Raw genomic sequence first — 17,901 nt, forward strand, 5'->3', positions numbered from 1 at the left:
CTGGGCGGGCCCGCTGGTCGGGGCCTGGCTCGCTGTGCTCATGGGCGTTCCTCTGCTGGTGCCGCGCTCCACGCCGATGAGCACCGCCGGGGCGGGATCGGGTGACGTCATGGTTCGCGGGTGCTCATTCGTCGGCCGAATGTCCTCTCCATCGGCGCGGTGAATGAGAACTCGACTCAATACCACTGTGAGATCAGCCACCCGGCGCGTTTTCACCCTGCGGCAACCTATTGCGCCGACAATCGCCGGGGGAATGCAATGCTGGATCGGGACTATTCGCTGCGCCCCGCTGACGGAGCGACGCGCGCCGCGGGGGCAGGAGGCCTCAACCGGTCGATTGCCGAGTGAGTGCCACCCACGCGCACCAGGACCGGATCGCCCGCCGGGCGTCGCGCCGGAGCTCGCCGTGGGCCGCGACGGGGCCAGGCCGCACGAGCGCCGGGTCGTAGGGGATCTGGTGGACGGGGACACCGAAGGCTCCGCGGAGTGAGTGGCGGCGCGGCCCATGGACCCCAGTGAGGACGAGTGACGAGGTCGCGGCGAGTGTCTGATCGGCGCCGGCGAGGCGTTCGAGGGCGTCGGACGCGTCGGCTGCTCCCACGGGGGTCGCGGGCGCGACGAGGACCAGCCGGACGTCGGAGCCTCTGAGGGCTGCCAGCGACGCGTCTGGCCGCAGCACCCCGGCATCCCAGAGAGCGGCGCCGCGGTCGGCGTGAGGGGCCTCGGCTTGGTGCGCGCGGTCAAGGGTGTCGCCGCGCTCGGGAGCGAAGACCCATGGCGCGGCGCCCGCGTCGCGCAGGCCGGTGAACGTCAGCGCGACGAGGGTGGTGACGCCAGCGCCTCCACTGGTCCCGACGAAGACGATCGCCCTCATGACAGCTCGGCCGGCGTCGCGGCGACTTGGACGACGAACGGCGTGGTCCCGCGGCGCACGAATCGGCCACGGCCCGGTGGGAAGCGCTCGGCGTGGACCCGCCCGACGAGGGGGCCTTCGGCGCGTTCGCCGGACAGGATGAGCGTGGATCCACCAGTGTCGCGCAGGGTCTGCAGGGACTGCTGGTAGAGGGCGCGTCCGGCGCCGGCGACCGGGCGGGTGACGATCAGGTGGAGCTTGAGGTCGCGCGCCGCGGGCAGGTGGGCCAGCAGCGGCTCGAGCGGGTCGGGCCCGGCGGCGGCGATGACGTCGTGGTCGTCGACGAGCAGGACGATGCGCGGCTCGCGCGCCCGGGTCTCGGCGTCCCGCCCGGGGCGCTTGTCGAGCTCGGCGGCGATGGAGGTGGCCAAGGCGCGGGCCTGCTGGGCGGTGCGCGCGTGCGCGGCCAGGTAGTCCTCATCGATGGCGGCGGGAACCTGCCCGCGCACGTCGACCACCGCGATCGTCACCTCGTCGGCGGTGTACCGGTCCTGCAGACCGGCCGCGATCGTGCGCAGCAGGGTCGACTTGCCCGAGCGGGCGTCGCCTAGGACGAGCAGGTGCTGGTCCTCGGCGAGCAGGCCGAAGAACGCGGCGTCCATCGTGTCCTGCCGCAGCCCGATGGGCACGGCGTCAGGCTCGTCGAACCTGTCGGGCAGGTCGGCGGGGTCGACGTGCGAGGGCAGCAGGCGGATCGGCGCGGCGGCCGGCCCAGACCAGGCCGCGACCGCTCGGGCCGCGAGCAGCTCGAGCTCGGGCCCGACCTCGTCGTCGGCGACGACGTGCAGCACCGGCAGCGCGACGTGCGCGAACCGGCGGTCGTCGAGGAGCACCCGCCCGGGAGTGTCCGGCGAGATCGTCGCTGACAGCTTGCGGTCGATGCTCGACTCAGCCGGGTCGTTGAGCCGCAACTCGACGCGGGCGCCGATCAGCGACTGGTGGGCCATCCGCAGGTCGCTCCAGCGGGTCAGCCCGAGCACTAAGTGCAGCCCGAACGACGCGGCCCGCTGCATGACGGCGGCGAAGGAGTCCTCGAGCTCGGGGAAGTCGGTGCGCAGCTGGCCGTACCCGTCGACGAGCACCACGACGTCAGGCGCGGCGAGCTCGGGCACGCGGCCCTGGGCGTGCAGCGCGCGCAACTGCGCCGTGGAGTCGATGGCGCGCTCGCGGAACACTGCCTCGCGGGTGGCGATCATCGCCGTGAGCTCCTCGACCAGCCGCACCAGGCGCTCGCGGTGCGCGCGGGTGGCGACCCCGCCGACGTGCGGGAACCCCTCGATGCGGGCCAGCCCACCGCCGGCCAGGTCCATCCCGTAGATGGCGACCTGGCGGGGAGTGGTGGTCAGCGCCAGCGACGCGGCGATGGTGCGCAGGACTGTCGTGCGCCCGGACTGGGGCGCGCCGATGATGGCCACGTGCCCGCCGGCGCGGGTGAGATCCAGGCGCCAGGGCTCTTGCGTCTGCGTGGCGGGGTCGTCCAGCAGCCCGACGACGGCTGAGAGCCCGGGGGCCGGCTGGTCACTCTGCCCGAGCATCGAGCCGAGTGCGAGGCGGTCGGGCAGGGGGGCCAGCCACACGGGGCGCACGGCACGCTCGGGGGAGCGCAGGGCGCGCACGACCTCCCCGACGAGCGTGGGGCCGTCCTCGTCTGGCGCCCCGGCGCGGCCGGTCGGAGGGCGGTTGGCGCGCAGGCCGTTGAACGTCGGCAGGGCGAGGACCTTCGCGGCGCCGTCGTCGGCCGGCTCCTTGGCCCGGCCAGCGGGGCCGGACACGTATCCGGCGCGGAAGCGGGTGTACACGCTGGTGTCGACCTTGAGGTACCCGTAGCCGGGTAGCGCGGGCAGGTGGTATGCGTCAGCGGTGGCGAGCACGACCTGCGACTCGGCCTCGCTGAACGTGCGCAGCCCCACCCGGTAGGACAGGTAGGTGTCGAGGCCGCGCAGCTTGCCGGCCTCCACGCGCTGGCTGGACAGCAGAAGATGCACCCCGATCGACCGGCCGATGCGACCGATCTGCAAGAAGAGGTCCACGAACTCCGGCTCGGCGGTGAGCAACTCGCCGAACTCGTCGATGACCACGAACAGGTGCGGCATCGCGGGCAACTCCGGCCGCTCGGTGGCCCGCAGCCGCCGGTAGGCGGTGATCGACGCCAGCGACCCGGCGTCCTTGAGCATCCGTTGACGCCGCACGACCTCCCCGGCGATCGACGCCCGGGCCCGGGTGGTGAGCTGCGCGTCATCGGCGAGGTTGTCGATGAGCCCGGCCAGGTGCGGCAGCGGCGCGAGCGGGGCGAACGCGGCCCCGCCCTTGTAGTCGACGAGGATCATCGCCAGGTCCTCGGGCGGGTGGGTCAACGCCAGGGCGAGCAGCAGCGTGCGGAGCATCTCCGACTTGCCCGACCCGGTCGCGCCCACGCAAATGCCGTGCGGGCCCATTCCCAGTTGGGCGGACTCCTTGAGGTCGAGGTGCACGGGCGCCCCGGAGTCGTCCCACCCGAACGGCGCCCGCAGGAAGTCGACCTGCTCGCGTGGCGCCCACGATGTGCCCAGGTCGAGCCCGGCAGGCCCGTCGATGCCCAGCAAGTCGTGCACCGACGGGGTCCGGTCGTCCTCCTCGTCGGGCGCGCTGATCTGCGCGGTGCGCAACGCGGCCAGGGAGCGGGCGAGGGCGGAGAAGACCGCGGCGCTGAGCCCGTCTGGGGCGATCCGCTGCTCCGTCGCAGCCGACGTGCCCGGCGCGGTGACGAGCAGGGCCCCGTCGTCGTCGAGCACGATCCGCACATCGACGTCGTCGGGCTCGTCGAGCCGGTCGTCGAGCAGGTGCACGACCCCCACGCCCAAGGCTCGGGCGTCGCCACCGGGCACTGGGAGCCGCTGGGCGCGCCGCCCGTGGTCGTCGCTCACCACGAGGAGCCGGGAGGCGGGCGCGGCGAGCCCTCCGGCGCGCCCGGCGGCGCGTGCGTGGGCGAGCCGGTTCCCGAGTGTGCGCGACAGGAGCGGGGCGAGTTCGTGCAGGTCGGGCGCGACCCGCCGGGCCGGGACGGGGCCGTCGAACAGGTCCGGGTCGAGCACGTGCGGCAACAGGTCCAGGCCGTCCCAGTCCGCCGCGCGCTCAGCGGCGAAGGCGCCGGCGAGCTGCAGGTCGTCGGGGGTGTGGGAGCAGGCGAGTTGCGCGAGCGCGGCGCGCAGGAGCGGGACGGTGCGGGCCCTGTCCCCGATGACGGCCACGACGCCCGCGCCGCGCAGGTCCACCGCCACGGGCATCGCCTCGACGCACGAGTACTGGTCGATGACCAGTTCGACCTCGGCCGCCATGTGTGGGTCGTGCGGCGTCACCGGGGACTCCGGAGCCGGCGCCGTGAGGTCGAACCACGGCACCGCCCCCGCGCCGACGCGCACCACGAGGAAGTCGTCGTCACGCCGCCGTCGCTCCCACACCCGCGCCGGGTCGCGCACCACGTCGCCGAGCGACGCCGGGTCGGGGTGCAAGGTCAACGCGTGCGTGCGTGCGGCCGCGGCCTCGCTGGACAGCTCGCCGCGCACCCGCTCGAGGTAGTCGAGGTACGCCTCGCGGCGGGAGCGGGCCGTGCGGGCCGCGCGCCCACGGGCGGTCAGGGCGAATCCGACACCGCCGATGATCGCGACCACGAACACGAGCGCGGCGACCACCAGGAACAACGGCTGGCCGTTGCGCAGGACGACCATCATCACGACCGAGGACATCGCCCCGATGACCGGCAGCAGGAACTGCAACGGGGTGCGTGAGCCCTGGTCGTCCTCGAGGGGCGGCGGGGCGGCGAGGGCGCGTGGCTCTGGCCGGGCCAGCGGCGTCGTGGAGCGCGTGGGGCGGTGCACCACGGTGATGGTCACGAGGGCGCCCCCTGTCGTGACAGCGGCGCGCGCTCGGACAGCGCCGCTGCGGGGACGCCCCCACCGGCCGCGTTGCTCGGAGCCGCGGCACTGAGCACGGTCGCGGCGAGTCGCAGCGCCGCGAGCGTCGTCGCCGGACGCAGGTCGCGCCTGGGCGCAGGCTCCGCGGCGCCGTGCGCGCGGTCATGCGGGACGAGCACCGTTGGCACGGCTGACAGGCGAGCGGCGGTGCGACACCACGCCGGGGCCCGTCCACCGGCCGCGTTCACCGCGAGCACCGCGGGAACCCCCGCGCCCATGAAGGCGGAGGCCAGGTCGACGGCGTGCTGCCACGCGGACCTTTCGGCGTGGGTGACGACACACACCACCGAGGCGGACGCGGCGACCGGTCCGGAACGGGCTGGTGTGCGGGCCCCGTGGTCGGTGACGACGACGTCGAAGAACCGCCCGGCGGGGCCGACGCCCAGCCACCACCGCGCGTCGGGCGCCGTCGCGCCGTCCTCGGCCAGGTCGAGGCAGTACAGGCCTGCCGAGGTGCGGGTCAGGCCCGCCGTCGCCTGCGCGCTCGACCGGGCCGCGCGCCGGGCGGCGTGCTGCTCCGCCGTCGACGCCGCAGGCTGCGCGCACCCGCCGTGCCAGAGCAGCGACCGGCCCCCCGCGGAGGCATTGACGGCCAGCACGCGCCCGCCGCGCCGGGCGGCGAGGGTGGCTGCCAGGATTCCGGCGACCACCGAGCAGCCCGAGCCTCCGGCCGTCGCGACGACCCCCACCCGCGTCGACAGGGGCAGAGGGGCGCGGGCGGCGGCGTCGAGGGCGACCAGCTCATCGGCGCGTTCCGGCGCGGAGGCGGCCACGAGGTGCTTGAGGGCGCCGGCGAGCGCGCCCATCAGAACGTCCCGAGCAGGTCGGAGAACACACCGAGTTGGGCGAGCAGCAGCGGGACCGTCGCGACGACGCCGAGCAACTCCACGACCGACGCGACCCGTCGGGCCTGCGCCCGGACCGGGCCTGAGGGGCGAATGGTCACGGCGAGCACGGCCACGAGCACTGCGCCCCCGGCGGCCCCCGCCACGAGCAGGGGCGCGTCCTGCATCCGCGTGATGGCCCACCCCAGCCCGATCGCCGTGGCGGACGCCCACACGGCCAGGCGCTGGGGCGCCAAGGGCAGCACCCGCGCCCGCAACGCCACCAGTGCCGCGACGACTCCGCCGAGCAAGGCCGAGAGCGCGCCGTCCTGCACGACGAGCGCCCACCCCGTGACCGCCGCCACCCCGCACACCGAGATCGTGGACGACGTCAGCGCCCGATAGGTGTCCTGCACCGCGAGCACGACCCGGTCCCGCGCCGGGCGGTCCCCACTGACAGCCCGGTCGTCCAGGCCGTTGAGCCCGCTGACCGTCATCGCCACCCCCGGCAGCAGCCCCAGCACCAGCACGCATCCCACAGCGATCGACCCGACGGCGCCGGGAACCCCGATGAGCGGGGCGAGCGCGAGCGCGGCGCCGGCGAGCAGCGCACCGAGCAGCGCGCCGATCGCGACGGGGACGCGGCGCAGCCCCGCTCCGGCGACGACTGCGACGATCAAGCCCGCGCCCAGCACGCCGACGAGCACCGCGGCGCCGGGCACGGCGACATCGAGCCGGCCGGCCATCGAGGGGGCCACCGCGACCCAAGCCCCCGCAGCCGCCGCGCCCAGAGCCGTGCCCGGCTGTGCGCGCACCCTCCCGATTGCAGCAGCGAGCACAGCGGCGCCGGCCACGATCGCGATCAGCACGGCGGCGTCGATCGGCGAGGCGACCGCGGCCCGCGCGGCGAGCCATCCGGCGGCTCCCGCGAGCATGGTCGCCAGAGCGAGCGACCACTGCGGCTGCCACCGGTCGCCGCGCTCGGCCAACTGCGCGGCGACGAGGTCGGTGACGTCGGCAACCTCGGGAGGCGGCGGCGCCTGGTCGACGCGCACCAGGCGGAGCAGGGAGCCCTGCATGACGTCCTGCTCGGCGAGGCTGCGCCCAGGGTCGACCTGCTCCCCGAGCAGGGTGACGAGTGTGACCGGACGCGCCCCGGCAGCCCGTTCCTCGCCCAACAGGTCGAGCAGGGGCGGCAGCAGCCCGGCGACCGGCTCGTCGTCGGGCAGCACGACCTGCGCCCTGCGCGCCGTGCCGTGCACCGTCAGCCGGGTCCAACCGCTCACTCGTCCTCCTCCACGACACGCATCGTCGACTGGTCGACCGTCACCCCGGTCGCCGGGTCGGTCAGCAGCCCGCTGGCCGGGTCGACGAACCATCCGGTGCGCGGGTCGACCAGCCGCCCCTCGGGGTTGCGCACGTACCCCGTGTCCTCGTCCACCTCGAACCCGGTGCGCGGGTCCACCAACCGGCCGGTGCGCGTCTCCCGGAGGAACCCGGTCTCGGGGTCGGACACGAGCTCGTCGGTCTCCGGCAGCGGGTTGGCCGCCATCGCCGCCGCGAGCGACGCGACCGCCTGGTCCTGGCGGCGCTCGTCGAGGAGGTCGACGACGAAGGAGAATGCCAGGCAGCCCACGCAGGCCACGGCCGCCAGGACGACCGACCCGACGAATTTGCGGCCGTTCGTCGGCGCCTTGCGGCGGGCGTCCAACGCGCCGAACAGCACGGCGGAGGCGACCCGCTCTCGGTGGGTGCGCGTCGACTCCAGGAGCACTTGGTCCCGGTCGATCATGGCGTCGACACCTCGCTCGGGCCGCGCACGACCAGCACACGATCGCCGACGACCACGCACGCCCCGACGGGGACCACGACGGCGACCGAGGCCTGCACCCGGGTCAGGGGGCCGCCCGGCACGGCCACGGAGGTGCCGTTGGCGGATCCCAGATCCGTCACCTGGGCCCCGTCGGGGTGCGGGGCGACGACGATGTGGTTGCGGGACAACGTGCGGCTGAGGTCGGTCAGGGCGAAGACGGCCGCCGCGCCACTCGGGTCGCTCGGGCGGCGGCCGAGGATCGTCGGTTTGGTGACCTCGAGCCGGCGGCCGTCGTCGAGGACGAGCACCAGCGGGGCGCCGTGGGCGCCATGAGCCGACTGCGGGGCCCACGGGTCCAGCCGAGCGGACGGCACGGCGAGCGCTGCGCCCGCCAGGATCCGCAACGGGTCCGGGCCGCTGCGCACATCCGCGGTCACCAGCCGCGCCCCCAGCAATTGCCGCGCCGTCGAGGGAATCCCTGTCACCCGATCGACTGAGCGCAGTCCCAGCAGCATGTGCGCCGGGGTCCGACCGGACCGCATCAGGCAGACGGCGATTCCAGCGGCGGCGGCGGGCGCGGCCACGGCGGCCACCCATGGCGCCGTCAGCGCGCCGATGAGCGCTGCCAGCAGCAGCACGCCGAGCCCGTCCAGCGCAGGCCACGCCCGGCTGGCCCCGGTCGCGGGCACGACCGTCCCGGTGACCGCGGACGTCCGGGTCCCGCCGGAGCGGCGCACCACCCCGGGCAGATCCTCGGCGGGCGTGAACGCCCGGATGGCTTGGCTCATGAGCAGTGCCGACTCGGCGGGCCGACGAGGCTCCGGACGATCGCCGAGCCGGTGCTGAGGGTGATCGAGCCCACGGCGGTGAACTGCGTGAACGTCGCCATGTGCTGCCCTCCGTCGTCTCGGTCCGCCAGACCGTACCGCGTGGTGGGCGCCGTTCCGCCGGGGTTTCCACAGGGGTGGCTTCACCCTGGTCACAAGAGGTGCTAACACCTACGATCGCGGTCAATCACGACATCAACGGCGGCCGCCGCATGGCCGGGAAAGCAGGGGCTCGTGAAGTTCGCCATGGAGGCTGACGCGCTGCAGGTGCTCGGCCGCAAGACCGCGACGGAGTCCGACGACCTCGCCCAACTGGTCCGGAACCTGATGGACGCCGCCGAGCCGCTCGAGGGCACGTTCAACGGCGCCGCGAAGGCCGCGTTCAACAACTTCAAGGCCCGCACCGAGGACGTCGCGTCGACCCTGTCGAACGCCCTCGTCGGGATCACCGAGTCCATCGCCGGTCAGAACCTCGCGTTCGTGACCGCCGCCGACGAGGGCGCCGACGCGCACCACGCGGCCGAGGGCGCGGCGGACTTCGCCGGCGCCGACACCTCGAAGTTCGCCCCCCGCGGCTGAGGAAAGGACTCCACATGTCGAGCAACCAGCTGGACCGCAACGACTACGACATCAACTCCTCGCAGGCCGCCCAGGCGAACTTCGAGCGCGCCGCCTCCGCGCTCGAGGCCGCGCTGACCCGCCGCGACCAGGACGTCAAGGCGGCGATGGCGGTGTACCTGGCCGACGGCGTCTCCGACCGGTACGCCGCGATGGAGTCGCAGTGGAACGCCGCGGGAGCCGAGGTGCGCGGCATCATCACCGCGATCCGCAACTCCCTGGCGGACAACGACGAGGTCGCGCGCCGGAGCCTGCAGCGCGCCGCGTCCTACATCCCAGGCTGAGCATGCACGTCGTCCACCCGGTCGCCGACGAGTGGACCGAGGACTACCAGCTGTGGTCGGCGTCGTCCCGCCACGTGACGCTGTCCGCCCCGTTGGCGACGTTCCTCGAGGCCACGACAGAAGACGGGCTCCGACCCGTCCTCGTCACCCGCGCCGACGCGTCGCTCAGCCCGCTGCTCTCCCTCGCCCTGCGGCGCGCCGGTGGGCATTGGGCGGTGTGGGCTGACAACGGGGGATTCGACGGGTTGTCGGGGTATCGCATCGAGTCATTCGAGGACCTATGGCAGCGGTCCGGCACTAACCGCGACCGGCTGCCCGGATTCGAGCGGCCTACCGCCGATGGAGTCGGCGTGCTCATGTTCGACGTGCACGCCCACTCCCGTGCGGCCGCGTCGACAACCGTCGGGGCCTTGGCCGAGGCCGCCGTCACAGGGCTCGGCGGGACGGGCCTGAGCCTGTGGGGCCCATGGGAGCCGCTGCTCGAGCCCTGGGACGTCGCAGCGGTGACCGCCGCCGCGCGCTCGCAGATGCCCGTCACGGCAGCCCTGCACGGATGGGGGCCGGACGGGCAGTTCGTGGACGTCCTGGCGGCGCGGACCCGCCACGGCGTGCTGGAGCAGGCCAAGGGCGGCGTCGTGCTCGGCGCGTACCCCCGCCAGCTCGCCGACCCGATCGCCCGGGCGTCACATGCGCTCGCCCAGATCGCCGAACGGTTCCGGCCCACGATCGGGTTCTGCTCGCTGGCCCACTTCGACGCCGGGCCGGTGCAGCGCCCCACCGCGAAGGCCCCGGAGGCACCGCTCGCGGTGCTCATCGGCCCACGAGGCGTCTACGACCTGCGGCTCGACATCGACGCCCTCGTGCAACGGCATGACGTCTCGGTCCTCGGGCCGGGAAAGGCCCCGGCCGTGCTCGTGCGGTTCTCCGACCCGGACATCGGGCTGTGGGCCCAGCTCATGGCCTTCGCCTACGACATCGGCCCGGAGCGGATCGCCGCCGCAACCGGGCTCGGGGAGGGGATCTGATGCCGACCGAGCTGGTGCTGCTGTCCGACGTGGCGCCCACCGCGCACGCCATCGGAGTCGCCGCCGCACAGGAGCACCCACTGGGGACGTACATCGACTACCACAACGGTCTGGTCCGGCAGATCGTCGACGGCGACGGGCGCGCGCTGCTGTCGGTGTACCCGTCCCGGCCCGTGCTCGACCCGACCCAGGCCGCCCAGTGTGTGGCCGACCCGCCCGCCAGCTTCGCGCTGTGGACCGACATGGCCATCCCGTTCGGCGACCCCACCGACGGACGCGCGCTGGCCGAGGCCATCGCCGTCGCCGTCGGCGGCGTCGTCACCGACCGCATCTGACCAAGGGGAACCGTGACCAGCTGGAGCATCCGACCGGCCGACGTGCAGGCGGTCCTGAACGAGGTGCAGGCCACCGCCACGGAGCTCGGCGAGCAGCTGCCGGAGGCGAAGTTCCAGTCCGTCCTCGACGGGCTGGGCTGGGCTGGGCCCCTGACCGGCGATGTGCCCGCAGCGGTCAACGCGATGCTGGGCGACCAGATGGGCCAACTGACCACCATCTCGAACCGCATCAACGCCGGGACCCTGGGGGTGGCGAACGCGGTCATCGCGTACAACAACGGCCAAGAGGACATGGCCGGGGCGTACCAGGCGGAGCTGACCCGGGCCGCTGAGACCGGCGACTTCACCTACTTCGCCCAGCACGGGCACCAGGGCTGAGGCGACGATGGCCAACGCGACCTCCAGTGCGGGCCTCATCAACCCCGCTGCGTTCCCGGCCAAGTCCGCCGACCTCGACATCGCCGTTATCGGCGACTCGGCGCGGGCATTGCGTTCGATGGGGCAGGCGGTGGAGGAGAGGACCACCACGGTCAAGATCATTTGGGACCGGCTCACCGGTTGCTACCAGGCTCCCGAGCAGGAGCAGGTGTACACGGTCATGGCGCCGGCGGTGACGTCCGCACAGCAGGTGAACTCCCGCTTCGGAAAAGCCGCCACGCACATCGACACCTATGCCGGAGCCCTCGAGGCGATCAAGCCGCGTCTGGCCGACCTGGAGCGCCGCGCCAGCGCGTTCCGGGCGAAAGTGGTCAACGGCGTGTGGGTGGACGCGGCCGAGTCCGCGAATGCCAGCCTCGGGGACCAGCTGTCCTCGACCTTCGACTTCGTGATCTTCGTCGAGAAGCGCAGGGTCAAGGTGTCCTGGACCGAGGACGGGGACTCCGTCGCGCGCAACACCGCTCTCCTCGAGGAGTACGCGCGGATCCTCGCCGACATCTCCACCGCCGCCACCACCTGCGCCCGGTCGATCAACGCTCTGATGGCCGGTGTGCACATCGTGCCGGTCGAGGCCATCCCCGCTGCCGCGTTCACCTCCGCCGACGCGCAGATGCCATGGGGGTCGCCGGTGGTGGAGGACCGCAACTGCCTGGAGTCGGTGGGGCACGGCGCTCACACGTTCGGCTCGGAGTTCTTCGAGGGCATTGGGATGCTCGTTTTCGGGTACAACCCCGAGACCGAGGACTGGTGGACCCGCGCCGGGTACGGGCAGGCCTGGAGTGGGCTGGGGGACTTGGTCGGGTCGCTCGCGGTCCTCGGGTCGCCGGTCGGGTTGGTCGCGGGGGTCAAGGCGGCGAACGGCAACCTCGACGACACCTGAATGATGTGGATGTACGAGCGCGCCATCACGGTACGCAACGCCGGCGGCTCCCTGGTCGGGTGGGACCCGGCCGCTGAGGACGGCTGGCACCGGTGGAAGGAAGACGGCATAGCGGCCGGCACCGCTGTGACGTTGAACGTGGGCACGTTTTTCATTCCCGTCGCCGGGCAGATCAGCGCCGGACTCAAAGCGGGCTCCATCGGCGCCCGGGTCGCACGCATCGCCGGCGTCGGAGCCGAGCTCGCCGTGCAGGGCGGGTCCTGGGCCGTACGCGGGAGCGTCAAGCTCGTCACCGGCCTACGCACGGCGGTCGCCCGGTTCGACCTCGACGGCCTCGTGACCACGACGCGCGCCGGGCAGGTCGTCGACGCAGGCGCCGGGATCCGCCGCCTCAATCCCGGTGGGCTCGTTAACGCCATGACTGACGCCCCACACGCTGCCCCGGGCGCGGCGGCTCACACGCCCGTGCATGAGGCGCTGTTCGGCCGCGACACCATGCCCGACCTCGGTACCGGCACGCCGACCGCGCCGGACGGTCGCCTTCCGGTGCACGACCTGCACCCAGGGGGACCCGCACAGGCCGCGCCGCGTTTCTCGCCGCCCGTATCCGAGAGCCCGCAGGCACCAGCGCGTGATAACGGGCATCCTGCCGGGCCGTCTGATGTGACTGCTGGCATCGGTGGCTCACGCCTCGACGTGCCACCTGACGTGTCGACTCCCGCCCACCGCGCACTGGAACAGCTCACGCACAACGGCGCTGAACGCGGACCGGGGTGGCGTCACAACACAGAAGTGGCTGTCGATCCACACTACGGCCATCGACCGGCCCTCGCGGGTGACGATCTGCCCTCCTACGCCAAGCCGCCAATGGAGGTCTCCGAGGACGTGGCTGCCGTAGGCGGCGCGGTCGACCAAGCCTGGGGCCGCGACGCCGTCGACGACCATCCGCTGACCCGCAGCGAATGGGTCGAGCGCTACGTGGACGAGACGGGGCATATTCGAAGGCCCCTGAATGATGGAGCGGTTCCTGGCACCAAGTTCATCTTCGACGACCCGACCGTGTTCGCCGAGATGTTCGGGACCGAACTCGACCGGATCGGCGAACCCCGAGGCTTCTTCCTGGGCATTCCACCAGGCACCCCTTGGGCGCAGCGTTCCTTGACTCCTGACACCCTAGGCAGCCGCGTCTTCCAGTACTTCTTTGACGCCGCTGCGGCTTCACGCGAAGGCGTCGAAATTCAGGTGTCGCAGGTCGCTAGAGCTTTCGGTCAGCCCGGCGGTGGCATCCAGGTACAATTCCTGCTGGATGGCGTCGGGGTGCCAGTGAACGACATGTTGACTAGAGGAGTGTTGGCGTGATCGATATCGACGAGCGATTGAAGACGCTACTAGAGGAGGGCGGGGATCGGTACAGAATTGAAGACGGCGCGCCATTCTGGGGAGACTCTGAGGCCGGGCGTGTTGTGACCGAGAACGGCGGTGTCTTTGACGTTTCATCTTGGTCCAGGGGGCGCACGTACCCGCCAGAATTGACTGGAGCGACTTCTCGCATAGCGCAGGTTTACTTGGCGATCTCGCTTGGCAATGACTGGCGTAGTGTGCACGACATGCGCTTCCTCAGGATCAGCACTTCTGATACGGGACTGCCCCCTGGGTTCGAGGTGATAGAGGAATCGGGGCGTCGTCGAGTTGGGCTCCGCATTCATGGCGATCCGGAAATATTGCTGGGCGAGTTATTTGATAGAAGAAAAGCGATCGAGCTGGCGTGTGCCCTGGTGGTTCCGTTTGATGAGCTCATTGCTTCGTTCCGGCACCCTGACGGGCTGCCAGCCTTTCCTCAGGGAGAATCCGTCTAGTATGGACGTCAACGGAAACCTCCGAAGGCCCCTCAATGAGGGGGGCAGTCCCCGGCACGAAGATCGTCTTCGAAGACCCGACCTTGTTCGCCGAGATGTTCGGGACCGAACTCGACCGGGTTGGCGAACCCGGCGGATCGTTCTTGGGTGTTCCTCCAGGGACCCCTTGGGCGCAGCGGTCGTTAACCCCTGACACCCTAGGTAGCGCTGTCCACCAGTACACCCTCGACGCCACTGCATCCGCGCGTCATGGCGTAACAATTCAGGTGTCGCAAGTCGCCGAGGCCTTTGCTCAGCCCGGTGGCGGCATCCAGGTGCAGTTCCTGCAGCATGGTGGCAGGGTTTCAGTGAGTGAAATGTCCGGAACTCGGGGTGCTGTCGTGATTGATCTCGACGAAAGTCTGAAGTCGCTGCTGGAAGAGGGAGGGGATAGATATAGAACTGTAGACGGGGCGCCGTTCTGGGGCAGCTCTGAGGCCGGGTATGTTCTCACTGATAACGGTGCTCTCTTTGACGTTTCGTACTGGTCCAGAGGTCGTACGAAAGCACCCGAACTAGTTGGAGCCGCTTCGCTCGTAGTGCAGGTCTACCTGACGATCTCGCTTGGCAATGACTGGCGCAGTGTTCATGGCATGCGTTTACTCAGGATCAGCACGCCTGATGCGATTCTGCCACCCGGTTTCGAGGTGCGGGAAGTACCAGAGAGCGGCCGAGTCGAACTCCGCATTCTTCGCGATCCGGAAATAGTGCTGGGCGAGTTGCGTGACAGAAGAAAAGCGATTGGTCTTGCGCGCGCGCTGGCAGTTCCGTTCGACAGCCTCATCGCGTCATACCGGCACCCCGACGGATTGCCGGCATTTCCCCACGGGTGAGACTCCGCTTGATATTCCGTGATCGAATGGGGACCCGGGTGTTTCTCGCACCCGCTAGCATGCTCCGCCGAATTGCGCGGGTGCAGGCTTCGCTGACACACGCCCTGCGCCCGACACGTCAACACCGCCTTCCGCGCATGGGAAGTACTCGCGCACAACGGCGCTGAATGTGGACTGGGATGGCGTCGTGGAGTCGAAGAGCCGATCAATCTCCAGTTCGGGCATCGATCGCTCCCCGCAGGCGTCGACTTGCCCTCCTATGCGGAGCTGCCCGCACAGGCCTCTGAGGGGGCGCCGTCGGCGGCGCCACTGACCAGGCCTGGGGGGTCGATGCCGTCGACGAGCATCCGCTGACTCGCAGCGAGTGGATCGAACGCTATATAGACGTCAACGGAGAGCTCCGAAGGCCTCTCAATGAGGGGGCAGTCCCTGGCACGAAGATCGTCTTCGAAGACCCGACCTTGTTCGCCGATATGTTCGGGACCGAACTAGACCGAGTCGGCGAACCCCACGGCTTCTTCCTGGGGATTCCTCCAGAGACCCCTTGGGCGCAGCGCTCCTTGACGCCTGACACCCTAGGTAGCGACGTCTACCAGTACACCTTCGACGCCGTTGCGGCCGCGCGCGAAGGCGTGGAAATCCAGGTGTCGCACGTTGCCAAGGCCTTCGGTCAACCCGGTGGCGGGATCCAGGTACAATTCCTGGAGAATGGCGTCGGGGTGCGAGTGAATGAAATGTTGAGACGAGGGGTGCTGACTTGATTGACATTGACGAACGCTTGAAGTTGCTATTAGAGGAAGGGAGGGACAGGTACCGGACTGTGAACGGCTCACCATTCTGGGGTGACTCTGAGGCCGGGTGTGTTATCACCGAGAAGGGCGCGCTGTTTGACGTTTCTCCTTGGTCGAGGGGTCGCACGCTCCCACCTGAACTAACTGGAGCCACTTCGCACATAGTGCAGGTCTACTTGACAATCACGCTCGGCAACGACTGGCGCGCTATACACGGCATGCGATTTCTCAGGATTAGCACTCCTGATACAGGGCTTCCACCTGGCTTCGAGGTGCTGGAGGAACCCGGGCGCCGGCGAGTCGGACTCCGCATCCATTGCGATCCGGAAATACTGCTGGGCGAGTTGTTTGACAAAAGAATGGCGATTGATCTAGCACGCGCTCTTGTGGTTCCGTTCGACCGCCTCATTGCCTCATACCGGCACCCCGACGGATTGCCGGCCTTCCCCCAGGGGTGACCGCCCGCCCGGTATCCGTACGGCGATGCGCCTGGCGGTCGTGTCGCCTGCATCAATTCCGACCCAGCTGTTCGACTCGGCAACCTGTTCAGCAGACGTAAGACGCTCGAGATGGCGTATGGGCGGCTTTCGGGCTTCCCGAGTGCTCAGGCGCGAACCTTCGAGCCGTTAAGGTCTATCTCTCCCTAGCGTTTGGGGACGACTGGCGTCAGAGGCAAGGGTGAGCTTCCTGTCGGGGATGAATTTGACATCAAGAATGGGGTGCTCGCAACAGGTGATTGGATTAGATCCACGGCTAGTTGAGATCATGCAAGCAGCGGGCGCCCATTACCGGGCGATGAGTGAGGGCGACTATTGGGGAGCTGTCGATGCCGGTCTCGTGATCTCAGAGCGAGACGGCACGTTCGAGATCAACTCGTGGGAACGTGGCGCGTTTGACGGGCTAAGGCTCAGAGGAGCGACGCTTTCGGTCGTCGAGACGTTCTTGACGATGTGGTACGGCGACTCTTGGCGGATGCAACAGAACTGGGATGTCTTGAGGATCGCGGGAAGCGCAAAGGATCTCCCCCCGGGATTCGAGGTGTCTCAAGGGCCACACGGTTCGGGCATTCTGACGATCCACAGCGTTTCGCCCGTTCGCGTGGATAACTTGCTTCATACCCGGACTGCGATCGGGTTGGCCCGCGCGTTGTCGGTTTCTTTAGGTGATCTGATTGCGTCCTATCGAGACCCAAATGGTCTGCCCGCCTTCCCGCAGGGTCGATCCCAAGATGTATAGAGGAGATCTCGACCCGCGGAGCCGATAACTTCAAAGCGAGCCTGAATCCGTCGCGCTATACGTATGAGCGCGCCGCCAGCGCGCTGGATGAGAGGATGGTCAGTGACAATGCATGTAGTTTCAGTTCTGAAGCGTCTCTCGGGGGCTCCCCTTGGGTGACCTGGACCCGTGGGGTGACGACGTCACCACAAGGGCTCCCTTGGGCCGAGCGGGCTGGGTCGCTCGCTATGTGGATCGTCACGGGAATCTGAGGTGGCCCGGAAACGGTGGCGCTATGCCGGGGACCAAGTTTGTCTTCACAGACGTCGCGGTGTTCGTTGAGGCATTCTCGGCAGGGCTGGCAGTTCCTGAGGATCTCCTCGCCTGATGATTCGGCGCCTCCCGGGTTCGACGTCCTGGAAGAGCCGGATTTCTCTGCGGATCTCGCGATCCACGGCGACCCGCCGGTCCGACTCGGCGACCTGCTCAACAGGCGTAAAGCGCTGGAGATGGCGAATGCGCTATCCGTTCCCTTCGATGATCTCGTCGCCTCCTTTCGGGATCCGCACGGCTCGCCTGCCTTCCCTCAGAACTGATCCATCGGCTGCGGTTCGGCGGCGTCGGTCCCAAGACGAGGCATGAACGTGGTGACGAGGTGGGAGAGTGTCCGGCATGAACCTCCTGCGCTCCGCGAACGCGGTCCCGGTCTTCGTCGCGGGCATCGGCAACTCGGGCGCCGACCACTGGCAGGCTCGGTGGCACGCCGAGCTGCCGCACGGGGTCTGGGTGGAGCACTCGTCGTGGGACGCACCCGTGCGCGACGTCTGGGTGCGGGAGCTCGACGAGACCCTCAGAGGCGTCGACGGCCCAAGGTGCTGGTGGCGCATAGCCTCGGATGCGCACTCGTCACCGAGTGGGCGGCGCAGCACAAGGACGAGGGTGTGGTGGGGGCTCTGCTCGTAGCAATACCCGACGTGCGCAGCCCCGTCTTCCCCGGTGAGGCGATCGGATTCGACACGCCGGAGCCCCAAGAGCTGCCGTACCGGACGGTGCTGGTCGCCAGTTAGGACGACCCTTACGGCTCGTTCGCGCACGCCGAAGGCGCGGCGGCCACGTTCGGCGCGGAGCTGGTGGACGTCGGGGCACTGGGCCACATCAACTCGCTTTCCGGCATTGGCTGCTGGCCGCAGGGAAGGGCTCTGCTCGATGCGTTGCTGACGCCGACCCCATGACGTGAAGCCCGCAAGGGGCGCTACCTGC

18 protein-coding genes and 1 pseudogene are annotated in these 17,901 nt (G+C 70.1%); 13 read left to right on the top strand and 6 right to left on the bottom strand.

Features of this window, described 5'->3' with window-relative positions:
• Positions 1–325: 325 nt before the first annotated feature.
• From QUV83_RS05485 to QUV83_RS05510, 6 genes are read right to left on the bottom strand one after another with little or no spacing between them, the layout of a single operon-like run.
• Positions 326–874 carry a hypothetical protein gene (locus tag QUV83_RS05485; protein ID WP_289563169.1) on the bottom strand — a complete coding sequence of 183 codons (549 nt, stop codon included), beginning with the start codon at positions 872–874 and terminating at the stop codon, positions 326–328.
• Complete coding sequence (gene eccCa, locus QUV83_RS05490; protein WP_289563170.1) at positions 871–4,782, bottom strand: type VII secretion protein EccCa; 3,912 nt, start codon at positions 4,780–4,782, stop codon at positions 871–873. Before eccCa ends, QUV83_RS05485 begins: the two co-directional genes overlap by 4 nt.
• Positions 4,779–5,669 (bottom strand): hypothetical protein, encoded by an 891-nt coding sequence (locus QUV83_RS05495; RefSeq protein WP_289563171.1) that lies wholly within the window; start codon positions 5,667–5,669, stop codon positions 4,779–4,781. Before QUV83_RS05495 ends, eccCa begins: the two co-directional genes overlap by 4 nt.
• Positions 5,669–6,973: an EsaB/YukD family protein gene (locus QUV83_RS05500; protein WP_289563172.1), complete on the bottom strand. Its 1,305-nt coding sequence runs from the start codon at positions 6,971–6,973 to the stop codon at positions 5,669–5,671. The genes QUV83_RS05495 and QUV83_RS05500 overlap by 1 nt, the downstream gene beginning before the upstream one ends.
• Positions 6,970–7,479: a hypothetical protein gene (locus tag QUV83_RS05505; RefSeq protein ID WP_289563174.1), complete on the bottom strand. Its 510-nt coding sequence runs from the start codon at positions 7,477–7,479 to the stop codon at positions 6,970–6,972. The genes QUV83_RS05500 and QUV83_RS05505 overlap by 4 nt, the downstream gene beginning before the upstream one ends.
• Complete coding sequence (locus QUV83_RS05510; protein WP_289563175.1) at positions 7,476–8,288, bottom strand: FHA domain-containing protein; 813 nt, start codon at positions 8,286–8,288, stop codon at positions 7,476–7,478. Before QUV83_RS05510 ends, QUV83_RS05505 begins: the two co-directional genes overlap by 4 nt.
• A 273-nt stretch (positions 8,289–8,561) precedes the next feature.
• On the opposite strand from QUV83_RS05510, the gene QUV83_RS05515 reads away from it, so the two are divergent.
• From QUV83_RS05515 to QUV83_RS05570, 13 genes and pseudogenes are all read left to right on the top strand, one after another.
• Positions 8,562–8,906, top strand: a complete 345-nt coding sequence (locus QUV83_RS05515) for a hypothetical protein (protein ID WP_289563176.1) — start codon at positions 8,562–8,564, stop codon at positions 8,904–8,906.
• A gap of 14 nt (positions 8,907–8,920) precedes the next feature.
• Positions 8,921–9,229, top strand: coding sequence for a hypothetical protein (locus QUV83_RS05520; protein ID WP_289563178.1), 309 nt, complete (start codon positions 8,921–8,923; stop codon positions 9,227–9,229).
• 2 nt (positions 9,230–9,231) lie between these two features.
• Positions 9,232–10,254, top strand: coding sequence for a DUF6177 family protein (locus tag QUV83_RS05525; RefSeq protein WP_289563179.1), 1,023 nt, complete (start codon positions 9,232–9,234; stop codon positions 10,252–10,254).
• Positions 10,254–10,589, top strand: a complete 336-nt coding sequence (locus QUV83_RS05530; protein ID WP_289563180.1) for a hypothetical protein — start codon at positions 10,254–10,256, stop codon at positions 10,587–10,589. The genes QUV83_RS05525 and QUV83_RS05530 overlap by 1 nt, the downstream gene beginning before the upstream one ends.
• Before the next feature lie 12 nt (positions 10,590–10,601).
• Positions 10,602–10,967: a DUF6507 family protein gene (locus QUV83_RS05535; protein ID WP_289563181.1), complete on the top strand. Its 366-nt coding sequence runs from the start codon at positions 10,602–10,604 to the stop codon at positions 10,965–10,967.
• 7 nt (positions 10,968–10,974) lie between these two features.
• Positions 10,975–11,907, top strand: a complete 933-nt coding sequence (locus QUV83_RS05540) for a hypothetical protein (protein ID WP_289563182.1) — start codon at positions 10,975–10,977, stop codon at positions 11,905–11,907.
• Between the two features lie 9 nt (positions 11,908–11,916).
• Positions 11,917–13,266: a TNT domain-containing protein gene (locus QUV83_RS05545; protein ID WP_289563183.1), complete on the top strand. Its 1,350-nt coding sequence runs from the start codon at positions 11,917–11,919 to the stop codon at positions 13,264–13,266.
• A complete protein-coding gene (locus QUV83_RS05550; RefSeq protein ID WP_289563184.1) occupies positions 13,263–13,763 on the top strand; it encodes a hypothetical protein in 501 nt (166 codons plus the stop codon). The genes QUV83_RS05545 and QUV83_RS05550 overlap by 4 nt, the downstream gene beginning before the upstream one ends.
• Before the next feature lie 35 nt (positions 13,764–13,798).
• Entirely contained in the window at positions 13,799–14,635 is an 837-nt protein-coding gene (locus QUV83_RS05555; protein ID WP_289563185.1) for a TNT domain-containing protein, read from the top strand.
• A gap of 473 nt (positions 14,636–15,108) precedes the next feature.
• The gene (locus tag QUV83_RS05560) at positions 15,109–15,396 is read left to right on the top strand and encodes a TNT domain-containing protein (RefSeq protein ID WP_289563304.1); all 288 of its coding nucleotides are present in this window, start codon (positions 15,109–15,111) and stop codon (positions 15,394–15,396) included.
• The gene (locus QUV83_RS05565) at positions 15,393–15,884 is read left to right on the top strand and encodes a hypothetical protein (protein WP_289563186.1); all 492 of its coding nucleotides are present in this window, start codon (positions 15,393–15,395) and stop codon (positions 15,882–15,884) included. Before QUV83_RS05560 ends, QUV83_RS05565 begins: the two co-directional genes overlap by 4 nt.
• 337 nt (positions 15,885–16,221) lie before the next feature.
• The gene (locus tag QUV83_RS17655; RefSeq protein WP_354003927.1) at positions 16,222–16,662 is read left to right on the top strand and encodes an Imm61 family immunity protein; all 441 of its coding nucleotides are present in this window, start codon (positions 16,222–16,224) and stop codon (positions 16,660–16,662) included.
• Between the two features lie 651 nt (positions 16,663–17,313).
• Positions 17,314–17,873: pseudogene (locus QUV83_RS05570) on the top strand (RBBP9/YdeN family alpha/beta hydrolase).
• The last annotated feature ends 28 nt before the right edge of the window (positions 17,874–17,901 follow it).

It is taken from the genome of Cellulomonas cellasea, from assembly GCF_030372105.1.
Taxonomy (GTDB): domain Bacteria; phylum Actinomycetota; class Actinomycetes; order Actinomycetales; family Cellulomonadaceae; genus Cellulomonas_A; species Cellulomonas_A cellasea_A.

Bases quoted from the DNA above. Each gene is read 5' to 3' on its own strand.
- QUV83_RS05485 (WP_289563169.1), bottom strand. From the start codon at position 874: ATGAGGGCGATCGTCTTCGTCGGGACCAGTGGAGGCGCTGGCGTCACC.
- QUV83_RS05495 (WP_289563171.1), bottom strand. From the start codon at position 5,669: ATGGGCGCGCTCGCCGGCGCCCTCAAGCACCTCGTGGCCGCCTCCGCG.
- QUV83_RS05505 (WP_289563174.1), bottom strand. From the start codon at position 7,479: ATGATCGACCGGGACCAAGTGCTCCTGGAGTCGACGCGCACCCACCGA.
- QUV83_RS05510 (WP_289563175.1), bottom strand. From the start codon at position 8,288: ATGAGCCAAGCCATCCGGGCGTTCACGCCCGCCGAGGATCTGCCCGGG.
- QUV83_RS05520 (WP_289563178.1), top strand. From the start codon at position 8,921: ATGTCGAGCAACCAGCTGGACCGCAACGACTACGACATCAACTCCTCG.
- QUV83_RS05525 (WP_289563179.1), top strand. From the start codon at position 9,232: ATGCACGTCGTCCACCCGGTCGCCGACGAGTGGACCGAGGACTACCAG.
- QUV83_RS05530 (WP_289563180.1), top strand. From the start codon at position 10,254: ATGCCGACCGAGCTGGTGCTGCTGTCCGACGTGGCGCCCACCGCGCAC.
- QUV83_RS05540 (WP_289563182.1), top strand. From the start codon at position 10,975: ATGGCCAACGCGACCTCCAGTGCGGGCCTCATCAACCCCGCTGCGTTC.
- QUV83_RS05545 (WP_289563183.1), top strand. From the start codon at position 11,917: ATGTACGAGCGCGCCATCACGGTACGCAACGCCGGCGGCTCCCTGGTC.
- QUV83_RS05555 (WP_289563185.1), top strand. From the start codon at position 13,799: ATGAGGGGGGCAGTCCCCGGCACGAAGATCGTCTTCGAAGACCCGACC.
- QUV83_RS05560 (WP_289563304.1), top strand. From the start codon at position 15,109: ATGTTCGGGACCGAACTAGACCGAGTCGGCGAACCCCACGGCTTCTTC.
- QUV83_RS17655 (WP_354003927.1), top strand. From the start codon at position 16,222: ATGAGTGAGGGCGACTATTGGGGAGCTGTCGATGCCGGTCTCGTGATC.